This is a genomic window from Nocardia anaemiae NBRC 100462, from assembly GCF_001612725.1.
In the GTDB taxonomy this organism is placed as follows: domain Bacteria; phylum Actinomycetota; class Actinomycetes; order Mycobacteriales; family Mycobacteriaceae; genus Nocardia; species Nocardia anaemiae.
Map to the genome: position 1 here is coordinate 1 of NZ_BDAZ01000071.1, position 20,376 is coordinate 20,376.

A 20,376-nucleotide genomic window follows, 5' to 3' on the forward strand; every position below is an offset into this window, starting at 1 on the left:
CGGTTCGGGTGCCGGGGGCGCCTCGATCTCCGCCTGCGGCGGCAGGATGGTCGCGAGGCCGCGTAGCGCCCGGCCGAAGTCGGGATCGATCAGATCCGAGGCCGGATCGTCGAGCGGGGAAACCGAGCCGCCGTGCGCGTCGGGCTGGTAGCGCCAATGCGCCGCGATCTCGGAACGGCCGTTCTGCCATTGCAATTGCGCGACCCAGAAGCCCTTTTCGTCCTTCCAGGCATCCCATTCGGCGTTCTCGAGTGTGTGCCCGCGCTCGGTGAACGCGGCGGTGACGATATCGATCAGGGTTTCCACGGCCGGACCGTCGGCGCGCACCGGATGCGCCTTCTGCGCGAGTTCGGCGGCGCGGGCCCGCTCCAGCAGCACCGGGTAGGCGAATCGCTCCACGCGACTCAGCGGCATACCGGATTCTTCGGTGACCTGTTCAACGGATGCCCCGGCACGGATACGAGCTTGAATATCGCGGGGACGCATAGTTGCTTCCATCTCGATCTCAATCTGGCCGAATCGGGCAAGGTCTCCGCGTGCTGCGGCTCGAAGCTTGTCGTCGGCGGGCAGCCGGTACTTGGTGCCGGTCTCGGTGTCGATGCACACGATGTGCGTGGAGTCGGGCGTCACCCCGATCACTCGAAGTTCACGCACCGTTACCTCCTTATCGCGTCGGCTCGCGACACCGCCCACTTTCCGAAACAGTAGTGCACTACTGAGGATCTCGAGGCAAGACACGCGGGGCGGAAATCTGTGAAAGACCCTCCGCGCCCCGCTAATCTGCTCTATTCGTATTTTTGGCCGCGTGGCCGCGGCGTGTTCGCGGCCCCCTGGTGTCTCGCGTCCGAGCCGTCGAGACTCGCGACTTCGTCGCATGCGCTTCGACGACTCGGACGCGAGACGGGCCGCGAACGGTCGCTCGTAAGACTCGCTCCGTGGTGGTCGGTGGTGCGGGTCACTTGCGTCGAGTTAAGTGTTCGCGGCCCGTTGGTTGGGCCATGGTGGTTTGAGCCGAGTGGTTTGTCAGCCGAGTTTCTCGACAACCCAGTCGATGCTACGCGTCAGCTGCGAAACATCCTCGGGGTCGATGGCGGGGAACATGCCGACGCGCAGCTGGTTGCGGCCGAGCTTGCGGTAGGGCTCGGTGTCCACGATTCCATTGGCGCGCAGCACCTTGGCGACGGCGGCCGCATCGACCGAGTCGGCGAAGTCGATGGTGCCGACGACCTGCGAGCGGTGCGCCGGATCCGCGACGTACGGGGTGGCGAAGGAGCTCGACTCGGCCCAGGAGTACAGCCGCGACGAGGAATCCAGCGTCCGCTTGACCGCCCAGTCCAACCCGCCGTTGCCGTTGATCCACTCGATCTGGTCGGCGAACAGCAGCAGGGTGCCGAGTGCGGGGGTGTTGTAGGTCTGGTTCTTGGTGCTGTTGTCGATCGCGATCGGCAGCGAAAGGAAGTCCGGCGTCCAGCGACCCGAGGCCTTGATCTCCTCGACCCGGGCCAGCGCGGCCGGGCTCATCAGCGCGACCCACAGGCCACCGTCGGAGGCGAAGCACTTCTGCGGTGCGAAGTAGTACACATCGGCGTCGGTGATGTTGACCGGCAGACCGCCCGCGCCCGAGGTGGCGTCGATGGCGATCAGCGCGTTCTCCGAACCGGCCGGACGCTGCACCGGGATCGAAACACCGGTGGAGGTTTCGTTGTGCGCCCAGCCGATGAGGTCGGCCGACGGGTCCGAAACCGGCTCGGGCGCACTGCCCGGCTCTGCCGAGACCACGATCGGATCGCCGATGAACGGGTTGCCCTTGGCCACGGCGGCGAACTTCGAGCTGAACTCGCCATTGGTCAGGTGCAGCGAACGCTCGCGGATCAGGCCGAAGGCGGCGGCATCCCAGAACGCCGTGGTGCCGCCGTTGCCGAGCACCACTTCGTAGCCCTCGGGCAGTGCGAAAAGTTCACGCAGGCCGCTGCGCACGCGCGCGACCACATCCTTGACCGGCTTCTGCCGGTGACTGGTTCCGAACACCGAGGCGCCGACGGAGACCAGAGACTGCAACTGCTCCGGGCGCACCTTGGAGGGGCCACAGCCGAACCGTCCGTCGGCGGGCTTGAGATCGTCGGGAATGGTCGGGAACTCAGCGGTCATGGCCAACAGGGTAGACGGTGGTAATGCTGTGACACTGACCACACTCCAGCTAACGTAGTCGCCCATGGACCTTGCGTCGGCTAACTCGGGGTGGCGAGCGCGTAGCAGGGGGCCGCGGAATTTCGGACTGCGCGCGGGGGCGCTTTCGGATTCGCAGCGGCGCGAATTGCTCATTCACGGCGTGATGGGCTCGGCGACCATCCTCGGTGCGCGGCCGCGGCGCAGCGAACCCGGACACGTTTTCTGGGTTCGAGTGCAGGTCGAAGGCGCGCTGCCATACGAGACCCGGGTGCGGCAGCGGATGCGGCCGGATGACCTGGAGTGGATGCAGCCCGGTGATGTGGTCGGCTGCCGGGTCGATCCGGGTGATCGCGACCGCCTGGTGCTCTACGTGCCCGATATCGCCGAGACCGGCCGGGCGAGCATTTCGAAGATCCTCGCCGACGGTCGCCGTGCCGATGCCACCGTGCTCGCCGCCGCACCGGTCGCCGCCGACTACGCCGGTCGCGATGACCCGGTGCTGCGGCTGGACCTAGAACTGCGCGCCTGGGACGAGGCGAAACCGTGGCGGGTGCGACTGATCCAACCGGTACCGCTGGCCGCGATCGGCCTCGTCGATCTGGGCCAACACCTCGAGGTGGCCTTCTTCACAGTCGACCACGGCGAATCCGTCGCGGTCGATTGGCTCGCTTCCCTCGACGACGACTAGCGAGGCGGCTCGATGATCGAGCCGCCGTTTCGCTAACTCTTGGCCTTCACCCGGGCCAGCGCATGTCCGGTCAGTGCGATGAGCGCGGTCTTGGCGGATTCTCGATCCCTGGCGTCGATCATCATCACCGGAACATCGTCGGATAGCGAGAGGGCATCGCGGATGGCCTCCTCGGGAAACCTGGGGGCGCCTTCGAATTCGTTGACCGCGACCAGGAACGGTAGGCCGAGTTCCTCGAAATAGTCGACCGCCGCGAAACTTTCGTCCACCCGCCGGGTGTCGACCAGTAGGATCGCGCCGATCGCGCCGAGGCTGAGGTCGTCCCACATGAACCAGAACCGGTGCTGGCCAGGTGTGCCGAACAGGTACAGCACCAGATCGTCGTTCAGGGTGATCCGGCCGAAATCCATCGCCACCGTGGTGGTGGTCTTATCCGGGACCGCCGAGGTGTCGTCGATTTCGGAGCTCAGATCGGTCATCAGGGCTTCGGTTTTCAGCGGAACGATATCCGAAACCGCGCCGACCAGGGTGGTTTTGCCGACCCCCATCTCCCCGGCTATCACGATTTTCGCCGAGACCGCGCGGGATGTGGTCTCGGGTGGTGCTTGTTCAGGTGCGGTCATCGAACATCCTCGGCTGCAAGGGGTTTCAACTTACCAGTGGCTCTTCCGTCACGTACCCCCCGCTGATACCGGTTCAATCCTGTGCGGATCGCTTCCGGGTCGCGGCGCGTGCTCGCCGCAGATTCCGTTGCCGCCGACCCCGATTCGGCCCCTCCCGGCACCAACTGATTCCCTGGATCTCGTTTCGGTAGCCCGGACGTTGTCCTTTCCGTGATCGTGACATCCGCCGCCCGCTGCGCCGCGGACCAGCCTTCATCCGCCGCCGAATGCCAATTGGTCAAAATCGGTAGCTCCCCTGTAGTCGGATCAGCCAACCACGCCGACATCATGCCCGCGAAAATCGGCGTCGCCGCTTCCCCCTCGGTGGGCTGCGCCGATCCGTTCGAAGTGGATTCGACGGACTCCGCCGAATCCCCGTCTTCGGTTTGGAAGAACGAGGTGGTCTTGGCCACCCGCTCCTGCGGACCGGTCGGGGGACCCGAATCGGCCACGCTAGCGGACGGGGCAGGCGCGCCAGCGGCCGCGGTGGTGCTGGCCGGCTTCGCGGCGGCCCCGCCCGCCTTGCGACGGCCCTTGCGATTGACTCCCGGAACTCGTTTCGGCAGACCATAACTGGTGATCACCGGCGGCGCCGCGGGGGCGTCGGGTTCCGGTTCCGCAGGCTTGGGCGCCGCCGACGGCGGGGCACCGATCCGCCGCGCCGCGGGTTCGGCCTTGGCAGCAGGCGTGACCGTCTTGGTCGCGGTCTCGGCAATCCCCGCGCCCGCCTTGGCGACACCCGCGCCCGCCTCGGCCGTCGCCTTGGTACCGAGCGTGTCCCGGTGCACCGGAATCACCGGCTTCAGCGTCGCCGGATCATCCGAATCCTGCGACGGCACCTCGATCAGCGCGGGCGGAATGTGCAGGCTCGCGGTGATTCCCGGACTGAGCGCACGATCGTGCGTCCGGCGCAGCCGAACCGTGATGCCGTGTCGCTCGGCTAGTTTGCCGACCACGAACATGCCCATCTGCCGCGTCGTCGCGACGGTGGCCGCGGTCGGCGTCGCCAACCGCTGGTTGATCTCGTTCAGTTCGTTCGCCACGATGCCGATGCCCTCATCGACGACCTCGATGAGCAGGCCGCCCTCGGAGGTGCGGCTGTAGGCGAAGGTGACATCGCTATCGGGCGGTGAGGCCCGCAGCGCGTTCTCCAGCATCTCCGCGATCAGATGCACCACATCGGTGGCCGCGATGCCCGCGACCCAACCGTCCGGTGTGGCACCGGATTTGACCCGCTGATAGTCCTCGACCTCGGAGACCGCGGCGCGCAGAATATCGCGCACCTCGACCGGTCCGGATCGATCGTGCCGCGACCGTGTTCCGGCCAGCACCAGCAGATTGGCGCTATTGCGCCGCATGCGCGCGGCCAGGTGGTCGAGTCGGAACAGGTGGCCGAGCCGCTCGGGATCCTTCTCCTCGAATTCCAGCGCCTCGATCATGCTGAGCTGGCGATCCACCAGGGTCTGGTTGCGCCGCGCCATGGTCTCGAACATGTCGTTGACCTGATCGCGCAGCAGTTGCTGCTGTGCGGCGAGTTTGAGCGCCTGGGTGTGCAAACCGTCCACGGTGCGGGCGATTTCGCCGATCTCCTCACCGGTGTGCACCGGCACCGGTTTCACCTCGATGTCCTCGAGTTGAGCGCCGCGCATGATCCGCTCGACCTCGCTCGGCAGATCCTTCTCGGCGAGTTCGTTGGCGCCTGCCCGCAGCCTGCGCAGTGGCTGTAGCAGCGAGTGCGCGACCCACAGTGCGAGCGCGAGTGCCGCGATCACGGTCCCGAGCACGACCAGGGAGGCCTGCACGGCCGCGGATCGGGCCTCGGCGACCTTGTCGTCGACATCATGGATGACGCCCTGCACGATCTGGCGCGTCAATCCGGTGAAGACATCGCGGGATTCGATGGCCAGCCGCCGCAACTCAACCAAGTCGACGACGTGCGTGCGCATCGCGACCTCGATCATGTCCTTGAGCACGGCGTTATTCGGCCGCACCACCCGATCGAGGTCGGGCTTGGCCGCGGGCATTACCCGTTCGATCGCATCGCCCATGGCCAGGATGCGTCCCTGCTCGGTATGAAAACTCTCGGCCTGAGACGGCTGTTGGATCGCCGACATGGCTGCCATCAGCCAGTTGAAGCCCTCGACCTTGCCCGCCAGCACATCGGAGAGCTGCGCCTTCGCGGCCACGACCGAGCCGACGCCGATCGGGGTGAGCAATTTGTCCACGGTGCCGATGGCATCGGCGACGATCGCGTTGTTGAGCTCGATGGCCTTCACCGGATCGCCGCCGCCCTTCCCGCCGGAGCGGATGACCTCGCTGGTCGCGGTCATCTGCCGCAGCGCCCTGGCGACCGTCGCATCAATGCCCTTGCGGCCCGCGCGCACCGTGGCTTCGGTAATAGCCGTTGACAATTCGACCAGGTCCTGGTCGGTGGTGGTGCCGTAGACCTGCCCACCGGCGACGGTCGAGGCCGCCGATTCGAGCGCGGTGATCGCCGGAATATCGGAGATGCGGTCGGCCGCACTGTTGTATTCGGAGTAATCGCCGAAGAAGACCGTCAGGCGCAGACCGCCGAGCAGAATGGCCGCGGCCAGCGGAAGTGCAACGGCCGCGCCGACTTTCCAGCGGACTCGCCATTGCTCGAGATTCCGCCATCGAGTGTGCGCGAAGATTCCCTGCGCCACCCTACATACCGCCTTCCGCTCGGATCGCGCCGATCCGGTCACCTCGCGCTGGCGAAATGCCCGGTGCACGGCCGCAATCCGTCTCACCTTTGTTTTTTCGAGCGACCGGCAGGCGGTCGGCTGACATCGGGACACCGGTCAGCACCGGTACCATACTGGCTCGCCGCCGCGGGTTGCGCGTTATTGGCGCGATCCCAGGGGCGTGCACGCCATACCGTAATAATTGCACCCCGCGGCTCACCGGCACGATGGTGTGCCGAGCCCGACTACGGGCGGCAACGGTACTCAGAGATGGACAAAGGTGAACCCCGCAGATCGCAGCGCGGGCAGCGCCGCCGTCATCCCGGCGGCCGTTCCGGAATTCGGTCGGTGCATATGCGCCAGCGAGATGGCGCCGGGCGCGGCGGCTTTCATCGCATTCTGCACCTGCGCCGCGCTCGCGGTGGCGCCATAGTCGGCATTGATGCTGAAACCGACCGGCCGCTCACCCAATTCGTTGACGATCGCGACCGCGACATCGTCGTAATGCGCGGTACCCGCGCGGAAAAACCGCGGCGGTTTGCCGAGCAGTGTGGTCAGCCGCTGGTGATTCGCCCACACCTCGTCGACGGCCTCCTGCGGTGAGCCGGTGCCAGGGATTTCGTAGGCGGCCCGGCCGTTCACCGAGAGCGGCTTATGTGCCACACCGTGATTGGCCAGCTCGAACAGCGGATTGGCGGCCAATTGGGCGGCGCGACCGGGATTCGCATCGATCCAGCGTTTATTGAGGAAGAGCGTGGCCGGAATCTGCTGGGAGATCAGCAGATTCAGCAATGTCTCATCGATATCGTTATTGCCGGGGCCGCCGCACGCATCGAAGGTGACCGCCATCTGTTTGCCGGTCGCCGCGAAAGTGCTGGTGATGCCGTCCATCACCATGCCCCACTTGGTCGGCTGCGCACCCGCGTGCCGGGCGGCCACCGCCGCGGGGGAGTTCGCCGCGGGCGCCTGCTGCACCGGGGATTTCGGAATGGCCTGCACGTCAACGGCATTCGCGGCGGTGGTCGTTCTCGGTTGCGCGCCAGTCGTATTGCCCTTATCGGTACTGCAACCAGCGACAAAAGCCGCCGCCGCGGCCCCGAACCCGATCAGCCGCCGCCGCGACACATTCCTATCCAGCATTCCCCGTTAACTCTCTCTCACAGCGTCCCCCGAGATGCTACGCGGAATGTCGACAGCGAGTTTGCTCACTCACTCCACACCAACGGAGCGAGTCTTACGAGTGACCCGTTCGGCGGCCCGTCTCGCGTCCGAGTCGCCGAAGTCGCAGGCCTGGACTCGACAACCCAGTAACCGTGCACCAAGTGCCGAGCGTCCCGTCATCGGCAAACCCAACGGAGCCAGTCTTACGAGTGACCCGTTCGCGGCCCGTCTCGCGTCCGCGCGAAGGCGCGGCCATTGACACAGCCGAGTCGTCGAAGCGCATGCGACGAAGTCGCGAGTCTCGACGGCTCGGACGCGAGACACCAGGGGGCCGCGAACACGCCGCGCCGAGGCGCGGCAAAGATACAGCTACGCGTGCGCGACGGCAGACCAGCCGGTGACGTCCTGCGGCTGGCGCGGGCCGGGGCCGGTGTAGATGGCGGCCGGGCGGACCAGCTTGCCCAGCTGCTTCTGCTCCAGGATGTGCGCACACCAACCGGCGGTGCGGCCACAGGTGAACATCGCGGGCATCATGTGCGCGGGGACCTCGGCGAAGTCCAGGATGACCGCAGCCCAGAATTCGACATTGGTCTCGATGGCGCGGTCCGGACGACGCTCGCGCAGTTCGGCGAGCGCGGCCTGCTCCAGCGCTGCGGCGACCTCGAAGCGCGGGGCGTTCAGGCGCTGCGCGGTGGCGCGCAGTACCCGGGCACGCGGGTCCTCGGCCCGGTAGACCCGGTGGCCGAACCCCATCAGCTTTTCCTTGCGGTCCAGGATGCCCTTGACCAAAGCGCGTGCGTCACCGGACTTTTCGACGGCCTCGATCATCGGAAGCACGCGCGCGGGCGCGCCGCCGTGCAGCGGACCCGACATCGCGCCGATCGCGCCGGACAGCGCCGCCGCGACATCGGCGCCGGTCGAGGCGATCACCCGGGCGGTGAAGGTGGAGGCGTTCATGCCGTGCTCGGCCGCGGAAACCCAGTAGGCGTCGATGGCCTCGGTGTGCCGCGGGTCCGGGTCGCCCTTCCAGCGGGTCATGAACCGCTCGGTCACCGTGGTGCACTCGTCGATCTTCTTCTGCGGCACGGCGGGCTGGTAGATGCCACGTGCGGACTGCGCGACATAGGACAGCGCCATCACAGAGGCGCGCGCCAGATTCTCCCTGGCGGTCTCGTCATCGATATCGAGCAGCGGCTGGTAGCCCCAGATCGGGGCGAGCATGGCGAGTCCGGCCTGCACGTCGACGCGCACGTCACCGGTGTGCACCGGCAGCGGGAACGGCTCGGCGGGCGGCAGGCCACGACCGAATTCGCCGTCTACCAGTAGTGCCCATACGTCGCCGAAGGTCACCCGCGAGCCGACCAGGTCCTGGATGTCGACGCCGCGATAGCGCAGCGCGCCGCCGTCCTTATCCGGTTCGGCGATATCGGTGGTGAATGCCACCACGCCTTCCAGACCGCTGACGAAATCAGGGGGTACGGCGGTTTGCCCGCTGGGCACCGCATGGCTGGTAGTCATTCTGTGACTCTCCCTTGCACTTCGGTTCGTTCCTCAGCGACTGTTTGCGGGTCGCTGGAAAAGGCCTGTTCTCGTCGATGAGGGGTGTGGCTCGCCGAGCACATGCCGATCAACAAAACCTTAGCTCCCTGCTACCGCGGAGTAACGTCTGGCCCATGCGTGACCTGGACAATTCATCTCTCGGTCAGGAAATGGCCGCAAACGATCGGGTTCTTTTCCCGGCGACCGATTTGGCCGCCATGCGGGTCGACTACGGCGGCATGCCATTCGGCAGCGGTGAGGACACCGATCTGGACGAAACCTGGCTGGCCGGCGGCTGGGAGCCGCTGCTTCGGCATTGGATCGAACAGGCCACCGCGGTCGGCATCGCCGAGCCCAATGCGATGGTGGTCGCGACCGTCGCACTCACCGAGTCGGGGCCGCGTCCGGTCGCCAGGACGGTGCTGTGTAAAGGCCTCTCGCCGGAAGGTGTGACTTTTTACACGAATTACGACTCGGCAAAGGGCAACCAGCTGGCCGGCGTGCCCTTCGCCGCCGCGACATTCGTCTGGCCAGCATTGGGCCGACAGGTTCACGTGCGCGGGCCGGTCGAGCTGGTTTCCGCCGAGACGACCGCCGTCTACTGGCGCTCCCGGCCGCGCGATTCGCAGTTGGGCGCCTGGGCCTCGCGCCAGTCCCGGCCGATCGCCTCGCGCGCCGAACTCGATCGCACCCTGGCCGAGACCACCGCACGCTTCGCCGATGTGGACGAGATCCCGGTGCCGCCGCACTGGGGCGGGTATCTGATCCGTCCCGACGAGGTGGAGTTCTGGCAGGGGCGCCGGGGTCGGCTGCACAACCGGATCCGGGTGCGGATCAGCGGCGACACCATGAGTGTCGACCGACTACAACCCTAGAAGCTCACCTGTCACCCCTCATCGAATCGCCCCGCGATGCCGAATCGGCGAACCCCAACCTTGTTGGGCTGCTGACCGACTCATTACGCTGCGGTCGGTGAAACTGCTCGCCGACACCACCCCGCTGCGCTATCCCGAGTTCCGACGGTTGTGGACCAGCAACATCGTCACCGTCATCGGTTCGCAGTTGGCTGTGGTGGCCGTCCCGCAGCAGATTTTCGAAATCACCGGCAGCTCCGGCTATGTCGGTCTGGCCGGTCTGTTCGGCCTGGTCCCGCTGATTGTGTTCGGTCTGTGGGGCGGTGCGCTCGCCGATGTGATGGACCGGCGCAAACTCATGCTCATCACCAACTGCGGCACCGGGGTGACCGCACTCGGGTTCTGGGTGCAGGCCGCGATCGGACTCGACAACGTTTGGATCGTGCTCGGACTGTTCGCCGTGCAACAGGCGCTGTTCGCGGTGAATCAGCCGACCCGCAGCGCCGCCATTCCGCGGTTGCTGCCCACCGAACATCTGGCCGCCGCCAGTGCGCTGAGCATGACCGTGCAGCAGACCGGTGCCATTGCCGGACCGGTGCTCGCGGGTGTGCTGATTCCCGTGGTCGGCCTGTCCACCCTGTATCTGATCGATGCGATCGCGCTGCTCGCCACCATCTGGGCGGTGTGGCGGCTGCCCGCCATCGCACCGACCGGAACCGCGCGCAAGGCCGGATTCCGCACGGTCCTGGACGGTTTCGCCTATCTGGCCACGCAGCGCATCCTGCTCGCCTCCTTCGTGGTCGATGTGATCGCGATGGTCTTCGGCATGCCGCGCGCCCTCTATCCGCAGATCGCGCACGAGACCTTCGGTGATCCGGCGGGCGGCGGCGTCGCGCTCGGCCTGCTGTTCGCTGCCATGTCGGTCGGCGCGGTGCTTGGCGGGGTTTTCTCCGGTTGGATCTCGCATGTGCGCCGCCAGGGTCTCGCGGTGGTGGTCTGCATCGCGCTCTGGGGGCTGGCCATGGTCGGCTTCGGGGTCGCCGTCGGCTGGACCGGGCACGGCCTCGGCATCGGGCCCGGACTGTGGATCGCGTTGGGCTGCTCGGCCTTCGGCGGCGCGGTCGACATGGTTTCGGCGGCGCTGCGCATCGCCATGCTGCAGACGGTCACCACCGACGAGATGCGCGGGCGCCTGCAAGGGGTGTTCATTGTGATCGTCGCGGGCGGCCCGCGCATCGGTGATGTTGCCCACGGTTTTGCCGCGGCGAGCCTGGGTACCGCGGTCGCAGCGGCGGGCGGCGGTGTGTTGGTCGTTATCGGGGTGTTGCTGGCTGCGCTCGTGTTCCCGGCCTTTGTGCGCTATAGAGTCGCCAGAAGGCACTCGGTGCCAGTGTCCGGATGAGTAGTAAACCTCACTCGGGACGTAGTTGTTTGTGAGGTCGGCCGGTGGGCACCCTCGTTCTCGGGCCGCGCGAGTAGCGACTAGCGTCTACGTGAGAGCACCGCCGTGCCGACCGCACTCCGATGCCGACGGTCCTAGCCTGAGAGGGATCCTTCCGTGCCCGAAAAAGACCACATCAACGACGCCAAGCCGGTTCTGAGCTACCCCGGCGGCGAATATGCCATGACGATCGCCCAAGCCAAAGAGGGCAATGACGGCATCGACCTCGGCAAAATGCTGGCCAGCACCGGGTATGTGACCTACGACCCCGGCTTCATGAACACCGCGCCGACCAAGTCGGCGATCACCTACATCGACGGCGAAGCGGGCATCCTGCGCTACCGCGGCTACCCGATCGACCAACTCGCCGAGTCCTCGACCTTCATCGAGGTCAGCTACCTGCTGATCTACGGCGAGCTGCCGACCCAGGCGCAGCTGGACGAGTTCACCGACCGGATCCGCCGCCACACTCTGCTGCACGAGGACCTCAAGCGGTTCTTCGACGGCTTCCCGCGCAACGCGCACCCGATGCCGGTGCTGTCCTCCGCGGTGAACGCGCTTTCGGCGTACTACCAGGATTCGCTGGACCCGAAGGACCCCGAACAGGTCGAGCTGTCGACCATCCGACTACTGGCGAAGCTGCCCACCATCGCGGCCTACTCGTACAAGAAGTCGGTCGGCCAGCCCTTCCTCTACCCGGACAACTCGCTGAGCCTGGTGGAGAACTTCCTGCGGATGACCTTCGGCTTCCCGGCCGAGCCCTATGAGGTCGACCCGGAGATCGCCGCCGCACTCGACATGCTGCTGATCCTGCACGCCGACCACGAGCAGAACTGCTCCACCTCGACCGTGCGCCTGGTCGGTTCCTCCGACGCCAACCTGTTCACCTCCGTCTCCGGCGGTATCAACGCGCTGTGGGGCCCGCTGCACGGCGGCGCCAACCAGGCCGTGCTGGAAATGCTGGACGGCATCAAGGCCGAGGGCGGCAACGTCAAGGAATTCATCCGCAAGGTCAAGAACAAGGAAGACGGTGTGAAGCTCATGGGCTTCGGACACCGCGTCTACCGCAACTACGACCCGCGTGCCTCGATCGCCAAGAAGCATGCCGACGCGATCCTGTCCAAGCTGGGCGGCGACGACGAATTGTTCGATATCGCAAAGTCTCTGGAAGAGGCCGCGCTCACCGACGAGTACTTCATCTCGCGCCAGCTGTACCCGAACGTCGACTTCTACACCGGTGTCATCTACAAGGCCATGGGCTTCCCGACCCGCATGTTCACCGTGCTGTTCGCGATGGGTCGGCTGCCGGGCTGGATCGCGCACTGGCGGGAAATGCACAGTGAGCCTTTGAAGATCGGCCGTCCGCGCCAGATCTACACCGGTTACGGTCACCGCGATTACCACGACATCGCTGGCCGTTGATTTCTGTCCGCAACATCATCACCTATCAGAGGGGATAGCCGAATGACTAAGCCGGAGATCGAATTCCAGGCGGGCTCAGCGCCCACCGAGCTGGTTATCAAGGACATCGTCGAGGGCGAGGGCGCCGAGGCCGTGCCCGGCGGCACCGTCGAGGTGCACTATGTCGGCGTGGAATTCGACTCCGGCGAGGAATTCGACTCTTCCTGGAACCGTGGCGAATCCATCACCTTCCCGCTGCGCAACCTGATCCAGGGCTGGCAGGACGGCATCCCCGGCATGAAAGTCGGCGGCCGCCGCCAGCTGACCATCCCGCCGCAACTCGCCTACGGCCCCGCCGGTTCCGGCCACCGCCTCTCCGGCAAAACCCTGGTCTTCGTGATCGACCTGCTCAGCGTCGTCAACTGACCTGAAAACCCAACTGCGGCCCGTGCTCTCGTAGAGCATGGGCCGCAGTCGTCTCAGCCGGGAAGGTATCAGTGGCGGCAAACGTCGAGAGTGCCCCTCCACCAATACATTCTCGTCCGATCCGGAAACGCGAAAACCGGTCAGGGAGTGCGGGTGACGGGTGCTGCTACCGTCACGCATTCTCGGACCGGTTCGCGGTATCTGTGTCCTACTTCGGCGGTGCGGTGACCTTGACCGGCTTACCCCAGTTCGACAGGGTCACCTTGATGGTGCCCGGATCGCGGGTGACGACAGCCTGAACCAGGTTCGGGCCGTTGCCGGGCGAGGCGGCCGTGGACGGCAGGGCCGATGCCCCACCCGACGGCGGGGCGACATCCGCGATCCACAGGGTGATCGGGAACGTGCCGGCCGGGTCACCCGACTTGGGCACGATGGGGTCGATGACCGTGGAGTCGATGGTTCCGGTCACCTTCACGGTGTCGGTGCCGTCGACCTTCTCGCGGCCCTCCACCTTGGGGTTCTTCACCTGAGCGATCAGGTTGGCCAGACCCTTGTCCTTGTCGAGGATGACGCCCGGATCGTAGATCTGTTCCGCCGGACCGATTTTGGCGTAGGCGGAGGAGCCACCGGTCTGCGCGTACATTTCCTTGTCGACGACCAGGAACTTGGCCTGGATGAAGTCGGCCTCGGGCTTGGTCCGGACCTTCGCCTCGCCGATCGCCTGACCGGCGCCCTGCGGCTGGTTGGTCACATCGGCCGAGACGCTCTCAACCGGGAGAGTGGTGAGGTTGTCCACCTTCAGATTCAGGTGCACGGCCTGCAAGGTCTGAGTGGTCCTTGCTGACTCCTGCACGATCTGCGCGGCATCGGGCAGCTGACCCGACGGCGGCGCGGACGAGGTGGTCTTCGAGTCGGAGCTGGAGTCGCAGCCAGTCACCAGTGCAGCGAACATCGACGCCGCGACAACGGCGGGCACGAGACCCGGTCGGCGAAGTCGGATTCGGTGCGAGGTGCGTGCTCGCGCTGTCAGATCACTCAATGTTCTGCCCCCAGAAGAGTGCGAGGTCGGGTACGACCGGGTGGTTAACGGGGACAGCTGGTGCTGCCGCCCGGTGTAGTGCAGCATTTCGCCCGCCAGATTAGCCTGTCCCCCACGCCAACTCGACCCGGCAGTGGGAAGGCGACCTCCACCGAATCGCGCATGCTACGGGGGCTGACGTTACCCTTGGTTCGGTCTTCTCGCAGAGATCGGGGGGAATCCGACGCGAAAGTTACCGGGTTAAGGGATTGTTTAGTGAGATGTAAGGCGCTGCAAGCACGATGCTGTCACGAAGGCTCAGGCAGTGTGTGTGACTTCGGGGGGACATCCGGTTCGCCGGATGAAGCGCCCCCGCGCCTGTCCGCGATACACGCCATAACCCCGGGGTCGACAACGGCCACCGAACCGCGGATCAGACACGGAGGAATGCGATGACGAACAGCCAGCCGGAAGCGGAGGAGCGGGACTTCCGTAGACCGCCCGGCCCGCCTCCTGGTGGTGGCCCGCAACTGTCGAATGTGTGGGTTTACAACGGAAAAGCCTACGATCTGAGCGACTGGATCTCCAAACATCCGGGCGGCGAGTTCTTCATCGGACGAACGAAAAATCGCGATATCACCTCGATCATCGGCTCCTATCACCGCGATCCCGAGCGAATCGGACGAATGCTCGAGCGTTATGCGGTGGGGCGCAACGCATTACCAGAGGATATTCATCCGAAGGCCAACGCGCCCGACTTCCTGTTCAAAGAGGGTTTCGACAGCTGGCAGGACACCCCGAAGTACCGGTTCGACAATAAAGACGATCTGCTGCACAAGGTCAAGGCGCGGCTGAAAGAACCGGAGCTGGCCGCGCGACTGCGGCGCATGGACACGATCTTCGACATCGTGGTCGCCGTGCTGGCCGTCGCGTACTTCGCGGTCCAGGGTCTGCGCCTGTTCGAGCGCAGCTGGATGCCGCTGCCCGTCTTCGTCGTCCTGATGGTGCTGCTGCGCAGCTCGCTGGCCGGATTCGGCCACTACGCGATCCATCGCGCGCAAAAGGGCATGAACAAGATCTATACGAATACCTTCGATTTCAATTACGTCGCACTGGCTTTCGTCACCGCGGACGGACACGCCCTGCTGCACCACCCACATACCCAGAGTGAAGTCGACATCAAGAAGAATGTCTTCACCATGATGATGCGGGTGCCCCGGTTGTATCGGGTGCCGATTCACACCCTGCACAAATTCGGGCACACGGTGACCGGCATGACGATTCGACTCCTCGATGTCTGCCGCCTCACCCGCAAAGTCGGCATCAAAGATATGTACGGCACCTGGGGTGGTGCGCTGCCGCACTTCATCGGTTCTTTCGGGGTGCGTGCGCTATTGCTCGGCGAGTTGGTGGTTTTCACGCTGGCGGGCGACTTCTGGGCCTGGGCACTGCAATTCGTGGTGACGCTGTGGATCAGTACCTTCCTGGTCGTCGCGAGCCATGATTTCGAGGTGGAGGCCGAGGAACTACCCGCCGCCGATACCGAGGACTGGGCCGTCAATCAGGTGGAGCAGGCCTACGACCTCAAGGTGATCGGAAATCGTTATATCGACTGCTTTCTCGCGGCCGGTTTGAGTTCGCATCGCGTCCATCATGTCCTGCCGTTCCAGCGCAGTGGTTTCGCCAATATCGCTACCGAAGACGTATTGCGCGAGGAGTCCGCGAAATTCGGTGTCGAGTGGCTCCCGGCCAAGAGTTTCTTCACCGATCGGTTCCCGAAGCTCTGCCGCACCTACCTTTTGTCGCCCTCGCGCGAAGCCGAGGAACGGAATTGGGGCTTCATCCGCGAGCACTGCTCGCCCGGGGCACTGAAAACCTGTGCGGTCTACACCGTGCAGGGATTCACCGGAATCGGCACGGTCTGAGCCTTTTCCGCCAGATCGACCGATCGAACCGCTGGTCGACTGCGGCGCCGATCACCATTTTTCACAAGAACGGGGAGAATTTCGTGTCAATCACTATCGATGAGGGAACGTCGGCGGCTCGTCAGGGGGACGAGCACGGCCACGGCCTCGTGCAGCACGGGCTGCCGCCCGCGCCGCCGACCACGGTCGGGGTGATCGAGAGCATCGCGACCGGTGCGCCGACTCAGCTTGTCGACCAGGCAGGTGCGGCCGATCGGGTGGCCGAGCTGTTCACCGATCCGCGGCAGCGGGAGCGGATTTCGCGGATCTACCAGAAGACGAAGATCGACAGCCGCCGCCTGGTGGTCGATCCGCTCGATCCCGAATTCCTGCGGTTCGGCCGGGAACGCGGCACGATCCGGGACCGGATGAATCTCTTCTACCGCCATGCTGTGCCGCTGGCCGTCGATGTCGCGGGCCGTGCTCTCGCCGGTATCGACGACGCGGCGGCCGAGATCGGCTTGCTGGTCTTCGTGACGAGCACCGGTTTCATCGCGCCGGGGGTGGATGTCGCGGTGGTGAAGCAGCTCGGCCTGTCGCCGTCGGTCGGGCGGGTGGTGGTGAATTTCATGGGCTGCGCGGCCGCGATGAACGGCATCCGGACCGCCGTGGATTATGTTCGGGCGCATCCGGATAAGAAGGCGATGGTGGTCTGCATCGAGCTGAGCTCGGTGAACGCCGTATTCGACGACAACATCAACGATGTGATCATCCACAGTCTGTTCGGCGACGGCTGCGGTGCTGTGGTCATCGGCGCCGGTCAGGTCCAGCAGCCACTGGCGCCGGGCAAGGTGGTGATCCGGGACAGCTTCAGCCGGCTTTTCGACGGTGCCGAGGACGGCATCGTGCTCGGTGTCAATCAGAACGGCATCACCTGCGAGCTCTCGGAGAATCTGCCCCAGTACATCTACACCGGGGTCGATCCCGTGGTCACCGAGGCCTTGGGCCGCAATGGATTGCAGAAGTCCGATGTCGATCTGTGGGCGATCCACCCGGGTGGGCCGAAGATCATCGAAGAGTCGGTGCATTCGCTCGGGATCGCGCCGGAGCGGGCGGCGTTGAGCTGGGATGTGCTGGCCGAGTTCGGCAATATGCTGAGCGTGTCGCTGATTTTCGTGTTGGAACGAATGATTCGGCAGGAAACGGCGAAGCCGATCTCGACCGGTGTGGCGTTCTCCTTCGCCCCGGGGGTCACCCTCGAAGGCATGATCTTCGACATCATTCGCCGGTAATAGGCACCGGCCTCAGGAGCGCAGCAACCATGCAACTCATCCGATTCCTCATCTCGATCTCCTGGATGCGGATCGCGGCCGTCATTGCCGCGGGCCTCATCTGCGGTGCCGCCAATACCTATCTGGTGACACTCATCAGGGGTGTGGTGTCACCGGAACCGCATCCGCACGTCGATATCCAGAGCTTCGCCCTCACGGGGCTGGTCATTCTGGTCAGTGGCGTGGTGTCGCAGGTGCTGTTGATTCGCCTTGCCCAAGAGGCGATCTACCGGCTGCGCGCGGATCTGAGTGCCGGGATCGTTTCGGCGCCGCTCGAGCATCTGGAACGGCTCGGCATGCACCGCCTGATGGCCACGCTGACCGAGGATGTGCGCTCGCTCTCGCAGGCGGTGACGGCCATTCCGAGCATCTGCATCGACGTGGCCACCATCGTCGGTTGCTTCGTCTTCCTATTGGTGGTGTCGGGTCCGCTGTTCGCGGTGACCGTGGCGGGCACCCTGCTCGGGATCGGCTGTGTCGAGCTGATTCTCAAGCGGGTGCGCCATATTTACCGCGAGGCGCGGGAGAACGAGGACGCACTGTTGCGGTCCTACCAGGCCGTGACACTCGGCATCAAAGAGTTGAAGCTGCATCGGGGGCGACGCCGCGATTTCATGCAGCGGCATCTGCTCGGTTCGGCCGCGACGCTGCGTGCGCAGAATATCGACGCCGGATCCAAATTCTCGGTGGCACAGGGATTCGGGCAGGCGCTGCAGTTGGGCACCATGGCGCTGATCCTATTTGTACTGGTCGCGCCGCTTGATCTGTCCCGCGATGTGATGGTCGGGTATGTCCTGGTGACGACGTTCCTGGCGATGCCGATGCAGAACTTCATGCACCGCATCCCGGATCTGCTGCGCGGTGATGTGGCGCTGGCGAAGATCCGCGCGATGAATCTGTCCATGGCGACCATGCACGATGAGGAGCGGTTGCCGTTCACGGACCGTCCCGCCGTGGACGCGGCGCGGCTGGAGCTGACGAATGTCACCTACAGCTACCGGATGGAGCCGCCACCGCCGTTCCCGCCGGGTCCGGGGGGCCCCGGTCCCCGTGGGCCGCGAGGTGGCGCGCATCCACCCGGTCGGGGTCCACGTCCCGGCGGGCCACTACCGGATGTCAACGGCCATCGGTTCGTCGACCATGGCGGACACGACAATCGGCCGATGCCGCTCGGCCCGCCACCGGAGGCGAGCAGCGACGATTCCGGATTCCGGCTCGGCCCCCTGGATCTGGTCTTCGAACCCGGCCAGATCACCTTCATCGTCGGCGGTAACGGCAGCGGCAAATCCACACTGGCCAAGCTGATCACGGGACTGTACGTGCCGCAGACCGGCACGCTGTCGCTCAACGGCGAGCCGATCGACCACGAGAATATCGAGTGGTTCCGGCAGAACTCCTCGGCGATCTTCACCGACTTCCACCTGTTCGAGGACTACCTGGGCTTCGATCGGCCAGGCCTCGACGGTGAGGTGCGCCGCTATCTCGAGGAGTTGCAGATCGCGCACAAGGTGACGGTGCGGGACGGACGGTTGTCCACCATTGATCTGTCGCAGGGCCAACGTAAACGGCTCGCGCTGTTGACCGCCCTGCTCGAGGATCGGCAGATCTATGTCTTCGACGAGTGGGCCGCCGACCAGGAGCCCAAGTTCCGCGACGTCTTCTATCAGGAAATCCTCACCGAGCTCAAACAGCGCGGGAAGACCGTCATCGTGATCACCCACGACGATCGCTACTTCCACCACGCGGACCAGTTGGTCAAACTCGATTTCGGCCGGGTCGTCGAGGCGCGGACCGAAGAGCCCACCGGCGCCGAACTCGCCTGATCATCCGCGGCTCTTATCGAACTCTCAGAGTTCGGCCAATTCGGGGTTCTAGGGTCGGCAGATGTGGCTGGAAATCGCGCCCGCTGGGCCTTGCTCGCCGTTGCCGTTGTCATTGCCGGGGCGCTCGGTGGCGCCGTCACCGCTTGCTCGAGATCATCCAGCTCACCCGGCGGTATCGCATTGGTGAATGCCGATACCGGGCCGACCGGTGCCCGCATCGCGCAGGGTCTGCAGCAGGACGGCGGCGGTTACGAGTGGACCATCGGCAAGCCGGGTGAACTCGATGCGCACGACTACGCGGCGGTGATCACCCTGCCCGCCGATCTGAGCGAATCCATGGGCACGCTGGCTAGTGCGCAGCCGAAACGTGCCAAGGTGACGGTGGATACACATAAGGGCGCGGACGCGAATGTGGTGAACGGCGCGGTGAATACGGTGACGCACCGGGTCGGCGCGGTCGGTGTCGATGCGGCCTTGGCCGCGGTCGCGCAGGCTCGTACCCAGATGACCTCGGTGCAGTTCACCGCCCAACTGCTCAACGCCGGGGTGAGTGCCGCGGCCGCCGGTGCCGATCAGTTCCGCTCGGGTGCGGATCAGCTGCTCGGCTTCTTGGCCTACGCCAAAGAGGGCTCGGCACAATTGACTTCGGCCATCACACTGCTGAACTCGACCGTCTCCGGTGCCGCCGCACAGGCGAATCAACTTGCCTCGGCATTGGATTCGACCGGTGTCACGATCGGACAGGTGCAGCAGACCGCGGATGCAGTGCGCGGCGGTCTGGATCAGATCCTGCCGCTGATGCGTGGGCTGCCGTTCGCCGGCGATCCCCAGGTCGCCGATATCATCGCGAAACTCGAAGGGCTGCGAAATGTTTCGGGCCAGGCCGGATCACAGCTGAACAATCTGGGCGAACTGGTCGGCAGCGCGGTCGACCCGAGCACCGACCTCGGCACGCTCTTGCGCACGGTTGTGGACCGATTGACCGGTGCCAGTGCGCAATTGGCCGAGGGCGCGAAACTCGCCGAGGGCCTGCCGCAATTGGCCGATCAGGGCGGCGCTCAATTGGTCAGCGCCATCAGCCAACTCACCAGTGGCGTCACGCAACTCCAGCAGATCGTGACCAACCTCAGCACCCAGACCGATAAGGCCGTCGCCGCGCTGCCGCAGCGCAGCAGCGCCCAGCAGTCGGCGCTGGCACTTGCGCTCACCGACCCCGTCGAGGTGGTCCGCAACTGATTGCCTGAAATGATGGGA

Annotated in this window: 16 protein-coding genes; 9 read left to right on the forward strand and 7 right to left on the reverse strand. The window is 65.3% G+C overall.

Annotated features, from left to right (window positions below; translation table 11 throughout):
* A partial coding sequence (gene sepH, locus NA5_RS32870) for a septation protein SepH (RefSeq protein ID WP_157110773.1) occupies positions 1 to 654 on the reverse strand: 654 nt, incomplete at its 3' end.
* Between the two features lie 369 nt (positions 655 to 1,023).
* Positions 1,024 to 2,148: a phosphoserine transaminase gene (gene serC, locus NA5_RS32875; protein WP_062992925.1), complete on the reverse strand. Its 1,125-nt coding sequence runs from the start codon at positions 2,146 to 2,148 to the stop codon at positions 1,024 to 1,026.
* Between the two features lie 64 nt (positions 2,149 to 2,212).
* Here serC and NA5_RS32880 point away from each other — a divergent pair, with 64 nt between their 5' ends.
* Positions 2,213 to 2,857, forward strand: a complete 645-nt coding sequence (locus NA5_RS32880; RefSeq protein WP_062992926.1) for a hypothetical protein — start codon at positions 2,213 to 2,215, stop codon at positions 2,855 to 2,857.
* A 32-nt stretch (positions 2,858 to 2,889) separates the two neighbouring features.
* On the opposite strand, the gene NA5_RS32885 is transcribed toward NA5_RS32880, so the two are convergent.
* The 4 genes from NA5_RS32885 to NA5_RS32900 all read right to left on the reverse strand — a co-directional run bounded on the left by NA5_RS32885 (position 2,890) and on the right by NA5_RS32900 (position 8,903).
* Positions 2,890 to 3,480, reverse strand: a complete 591-nt coding sequence (locus tag NA5_RS32885; RefSeq protein ID WP_062992927.1) for a GTP-binding protein — start codon at positions 3,478 to 3,480, stop codon at positions 2,890 to 2,892.
* Positions 3,477 to 6,203, reverse strand: coding sequence for a HAMP domain-containing sensor histidine kinase (locus NA5_RS32890; protein WP_062992928.1), 2,727 nt, complete (start codon positions 6,201 to 6,203; stop codon positions 3,477 to 3,479). Before NA5_RS32890 ends, NA5_RS32885 begins: the two co-directional genes overlap by 4 nt.
* 285 nt (positions 6,204 to 6,488) lie before the next feature.
* Positions 6,489 to 7,349, reverse strand: a complete 861-nt coding sequence (locus NA5_RS32895; protein WP_062992975.1) for a polysaccharide deacetylase family protein — start codon at positions 7,347 to 7,349, stop codon at positions 6,489 to 6,491.
* Positions 7,350 to 7,754: 405 nt separating this feature from the next.
* The gene (locus NA5_RS32900) at positions 7,755 to 8,903 is read right to left on the reverse strand and encodes a citrate synthase 2 (protein WP_062992929.1); all 1,149 of its coding nucleotides are present in this window, start codon (positions 8,901 to 8,903) and stop codon (positions 7,755 to 7,757) included.
* A 155-nt stretch (positions 8,904 to 9,058) separates the two neighbouring features.
* Here NA5_RS32900 and pdxH point away from each other — a divergent pair, with 155 nt between their 5' ends.
* The 4 genes from pdxH to NA5_RS32920 all read left to right on the forward strand — a co-directional run bounded on the left by pdxH (position 9,059) and on the right by NA5_RS32920 (position 13,046).
* A complete protein-coding gene (pdxH, locus tag NA5_RS32905) occupies positions 9,059 to 9,799 on the forward strand; it encodes a pyridoxamine 5'-phosphate oxidase (RefSeq protein WP_084484615.1) in 741 nt (246 codons plus the stop codon).
* Positions 9,800 to 9,896: 97 nt separating this feature from the next.
* A complete protein-coding gene (locus tag NA5_RS32910) occupies positions 9,897 to 11,180 on the forward strand; it encodes an MFS transporter (RefSeq protein ID WP_084484616.1) in 1,284 nt (427 codons plus the stop codon).
* 156 nt (positions 11,181 to 11,336) lie between these two features.
* On the forward strand, positions 11,337 to 12,641 hold the full coding sequence (locus tag NA5_RS32915) for a citrate synthase (protein ID WP_084484617.1): 1,305 nt from the start codon (positions 11,337 to 11,339) through the stop codon (positions 12,639 to 12,641).
* A 42-nt stretch (positions 12,642 to 12,683) separates the two neighbouring features.
* The gene (locus NA5_RS32920; protein ID WP_062992930.1) at positions 12,684 to 13,046 is read left to right on the forward strand and encodes an FKBP-type peptidyl-prolyl cis-trans isomerase; all 363 of its coding nucleotides are present in this window, start codon (positions 12,684 to 12,686) and stop codon (positions 13,044 to 13,046) included.
* Positions 13,047 to 13,254: 208 nt separating this feature from the next.
* Here NA5_RS32920 and NA5_RS32925 read toward each other — a convergent pair whose 3' ends face one another.
* Positions 13,255 to 14,085 carry an LppX_LprAFG lipoprotein gene (locus NA5_RS32925; protein ID WP_063813740.1) on the reverse strand — a complete coding sequence of 277 codons (831 nt, stop codon included), beginning with the start codon at positions 14,083 to 14,085 and terminating at the stop codon, positions 13,255 to 13,257.
* Positions 14,086 to 14,516: 431 nt separating this feature from the next.
* Between NA5_RS32925 and NA5_RS32930 the strand changes: the two genes are divergently transcribed.
* The 4 genes from NA5_RS32930 (at position 14,517) to NA5_RS32945 (ending at position 20,358) form a co-directional block, all read left to right on the forward strand.
* Positions 14,517 to 15,989 carry a cytochrome b5 domain-containing protein gene (locus tag NA5_RS32930; protein WP_084484618.1) on the forward strand — a complete coding sequence of 491 codons (1,473 nt, stop codon included), beginning with the start codon at positions 14,517 to 14,519 and terminating at the stop codon, positions 15,987 to 15,989.
* 89 nt (positions 15,990 to 16,078) lie between these two features.
* A complete protein-coding gene (locus NA5_RS32935; RefSeq protein ID WP_371856477.1) occupies positions 16,079 to 17,260 on the forward strand; it encodes a type III polyketide synthase in 1,182 nt (393 codons plus the stop codon).
* Between the two features lie 29 nt (positions 17,261 to 17,289).
* Complete coding sequence (locus NA5_RS32940; protein ID WP_062992933.1) at positions 17,290 to 19,122, forward strand: ATP-binding cassette domain-containing protein; 1,833 nt, start codon at positions 17,290 to 17,292, stop codon at positions 19,120 to 19,122.
* Between the two features lie 63 nt (positions 19,123 to 19,185).
* Entirely contained in the window at positions 19,186 to 20,358 is a 1,173-nt protein-coding gene (locus NA5_RS32945) for a YhgE/Pip domain-containing protein (protein WP_062992934.1), read from the forward strand.
* Positions 20,359 to 20,376: the final 18 nt, after the last annotated feature.

What these genes read in the sequence shown, in the direction of transcription:
- serC (WP_062992925.1), bottom strand. Translation starts at nt 2,148, where the DNA reads ATGACCGCTGAGTTCCCGACCATTCCCGACGATCTCAAGCCCGCCGAC.
- NA5_RS32880 (WP_062992926.1), top strand. Translation starts at nt 2,213, where the DNA reads ATGGACCTTGCGTCGGCTAACTCGGGGTGGCGAGCGCGTAGCAGGGGG.
- NA5_RS32885 (WP_062992927.1), bottom strand. Translation starts at nt 3,480, where the DNA reads ATGACCGCACCTGAACAAGCACCACCCGAGACCACATCCCGCGCGGTC.
- NA5_RS32900 (WP_062992929.1), bottom strand. Translation starts at nt 8,903, where the DNA reads ATGACTACCAGCCATGCGGTGCCCAGCGGGCAAACCGCCGTACCCCCT.
- pdxH (WP_084484615.1), top strand. Translation starts at nt 9,059, where the DNA reads ATGCGTGACCTGGACAATTCATCTCTCGGTCAGGAAATGGCCGCAAAC.
- NA5_RS32920 (WP_062992930.1), top strand. Translation starts at nt 12,684, where the DNA reads ATGACTAAGCCGGAGATCGAATTCCAGGCGGGCTCAGCGCCCACCGAG.
- NA5_RS32930 (WP_084484618.1), top strand. Translation starts at nt 14,517, where the DNA reads ATGACGAACAGCCAGCCGGAAGCGGAGGAGCGGGACTTCCGTAGACCG.
- NA5_RS32940 (WP_062992933.1), top strand. Translation starts at nt 17,290, where the DNA reads ATGCAACTCATCCGATTCCTCATCTCGATCTCCTGGATGCGGATCGCG.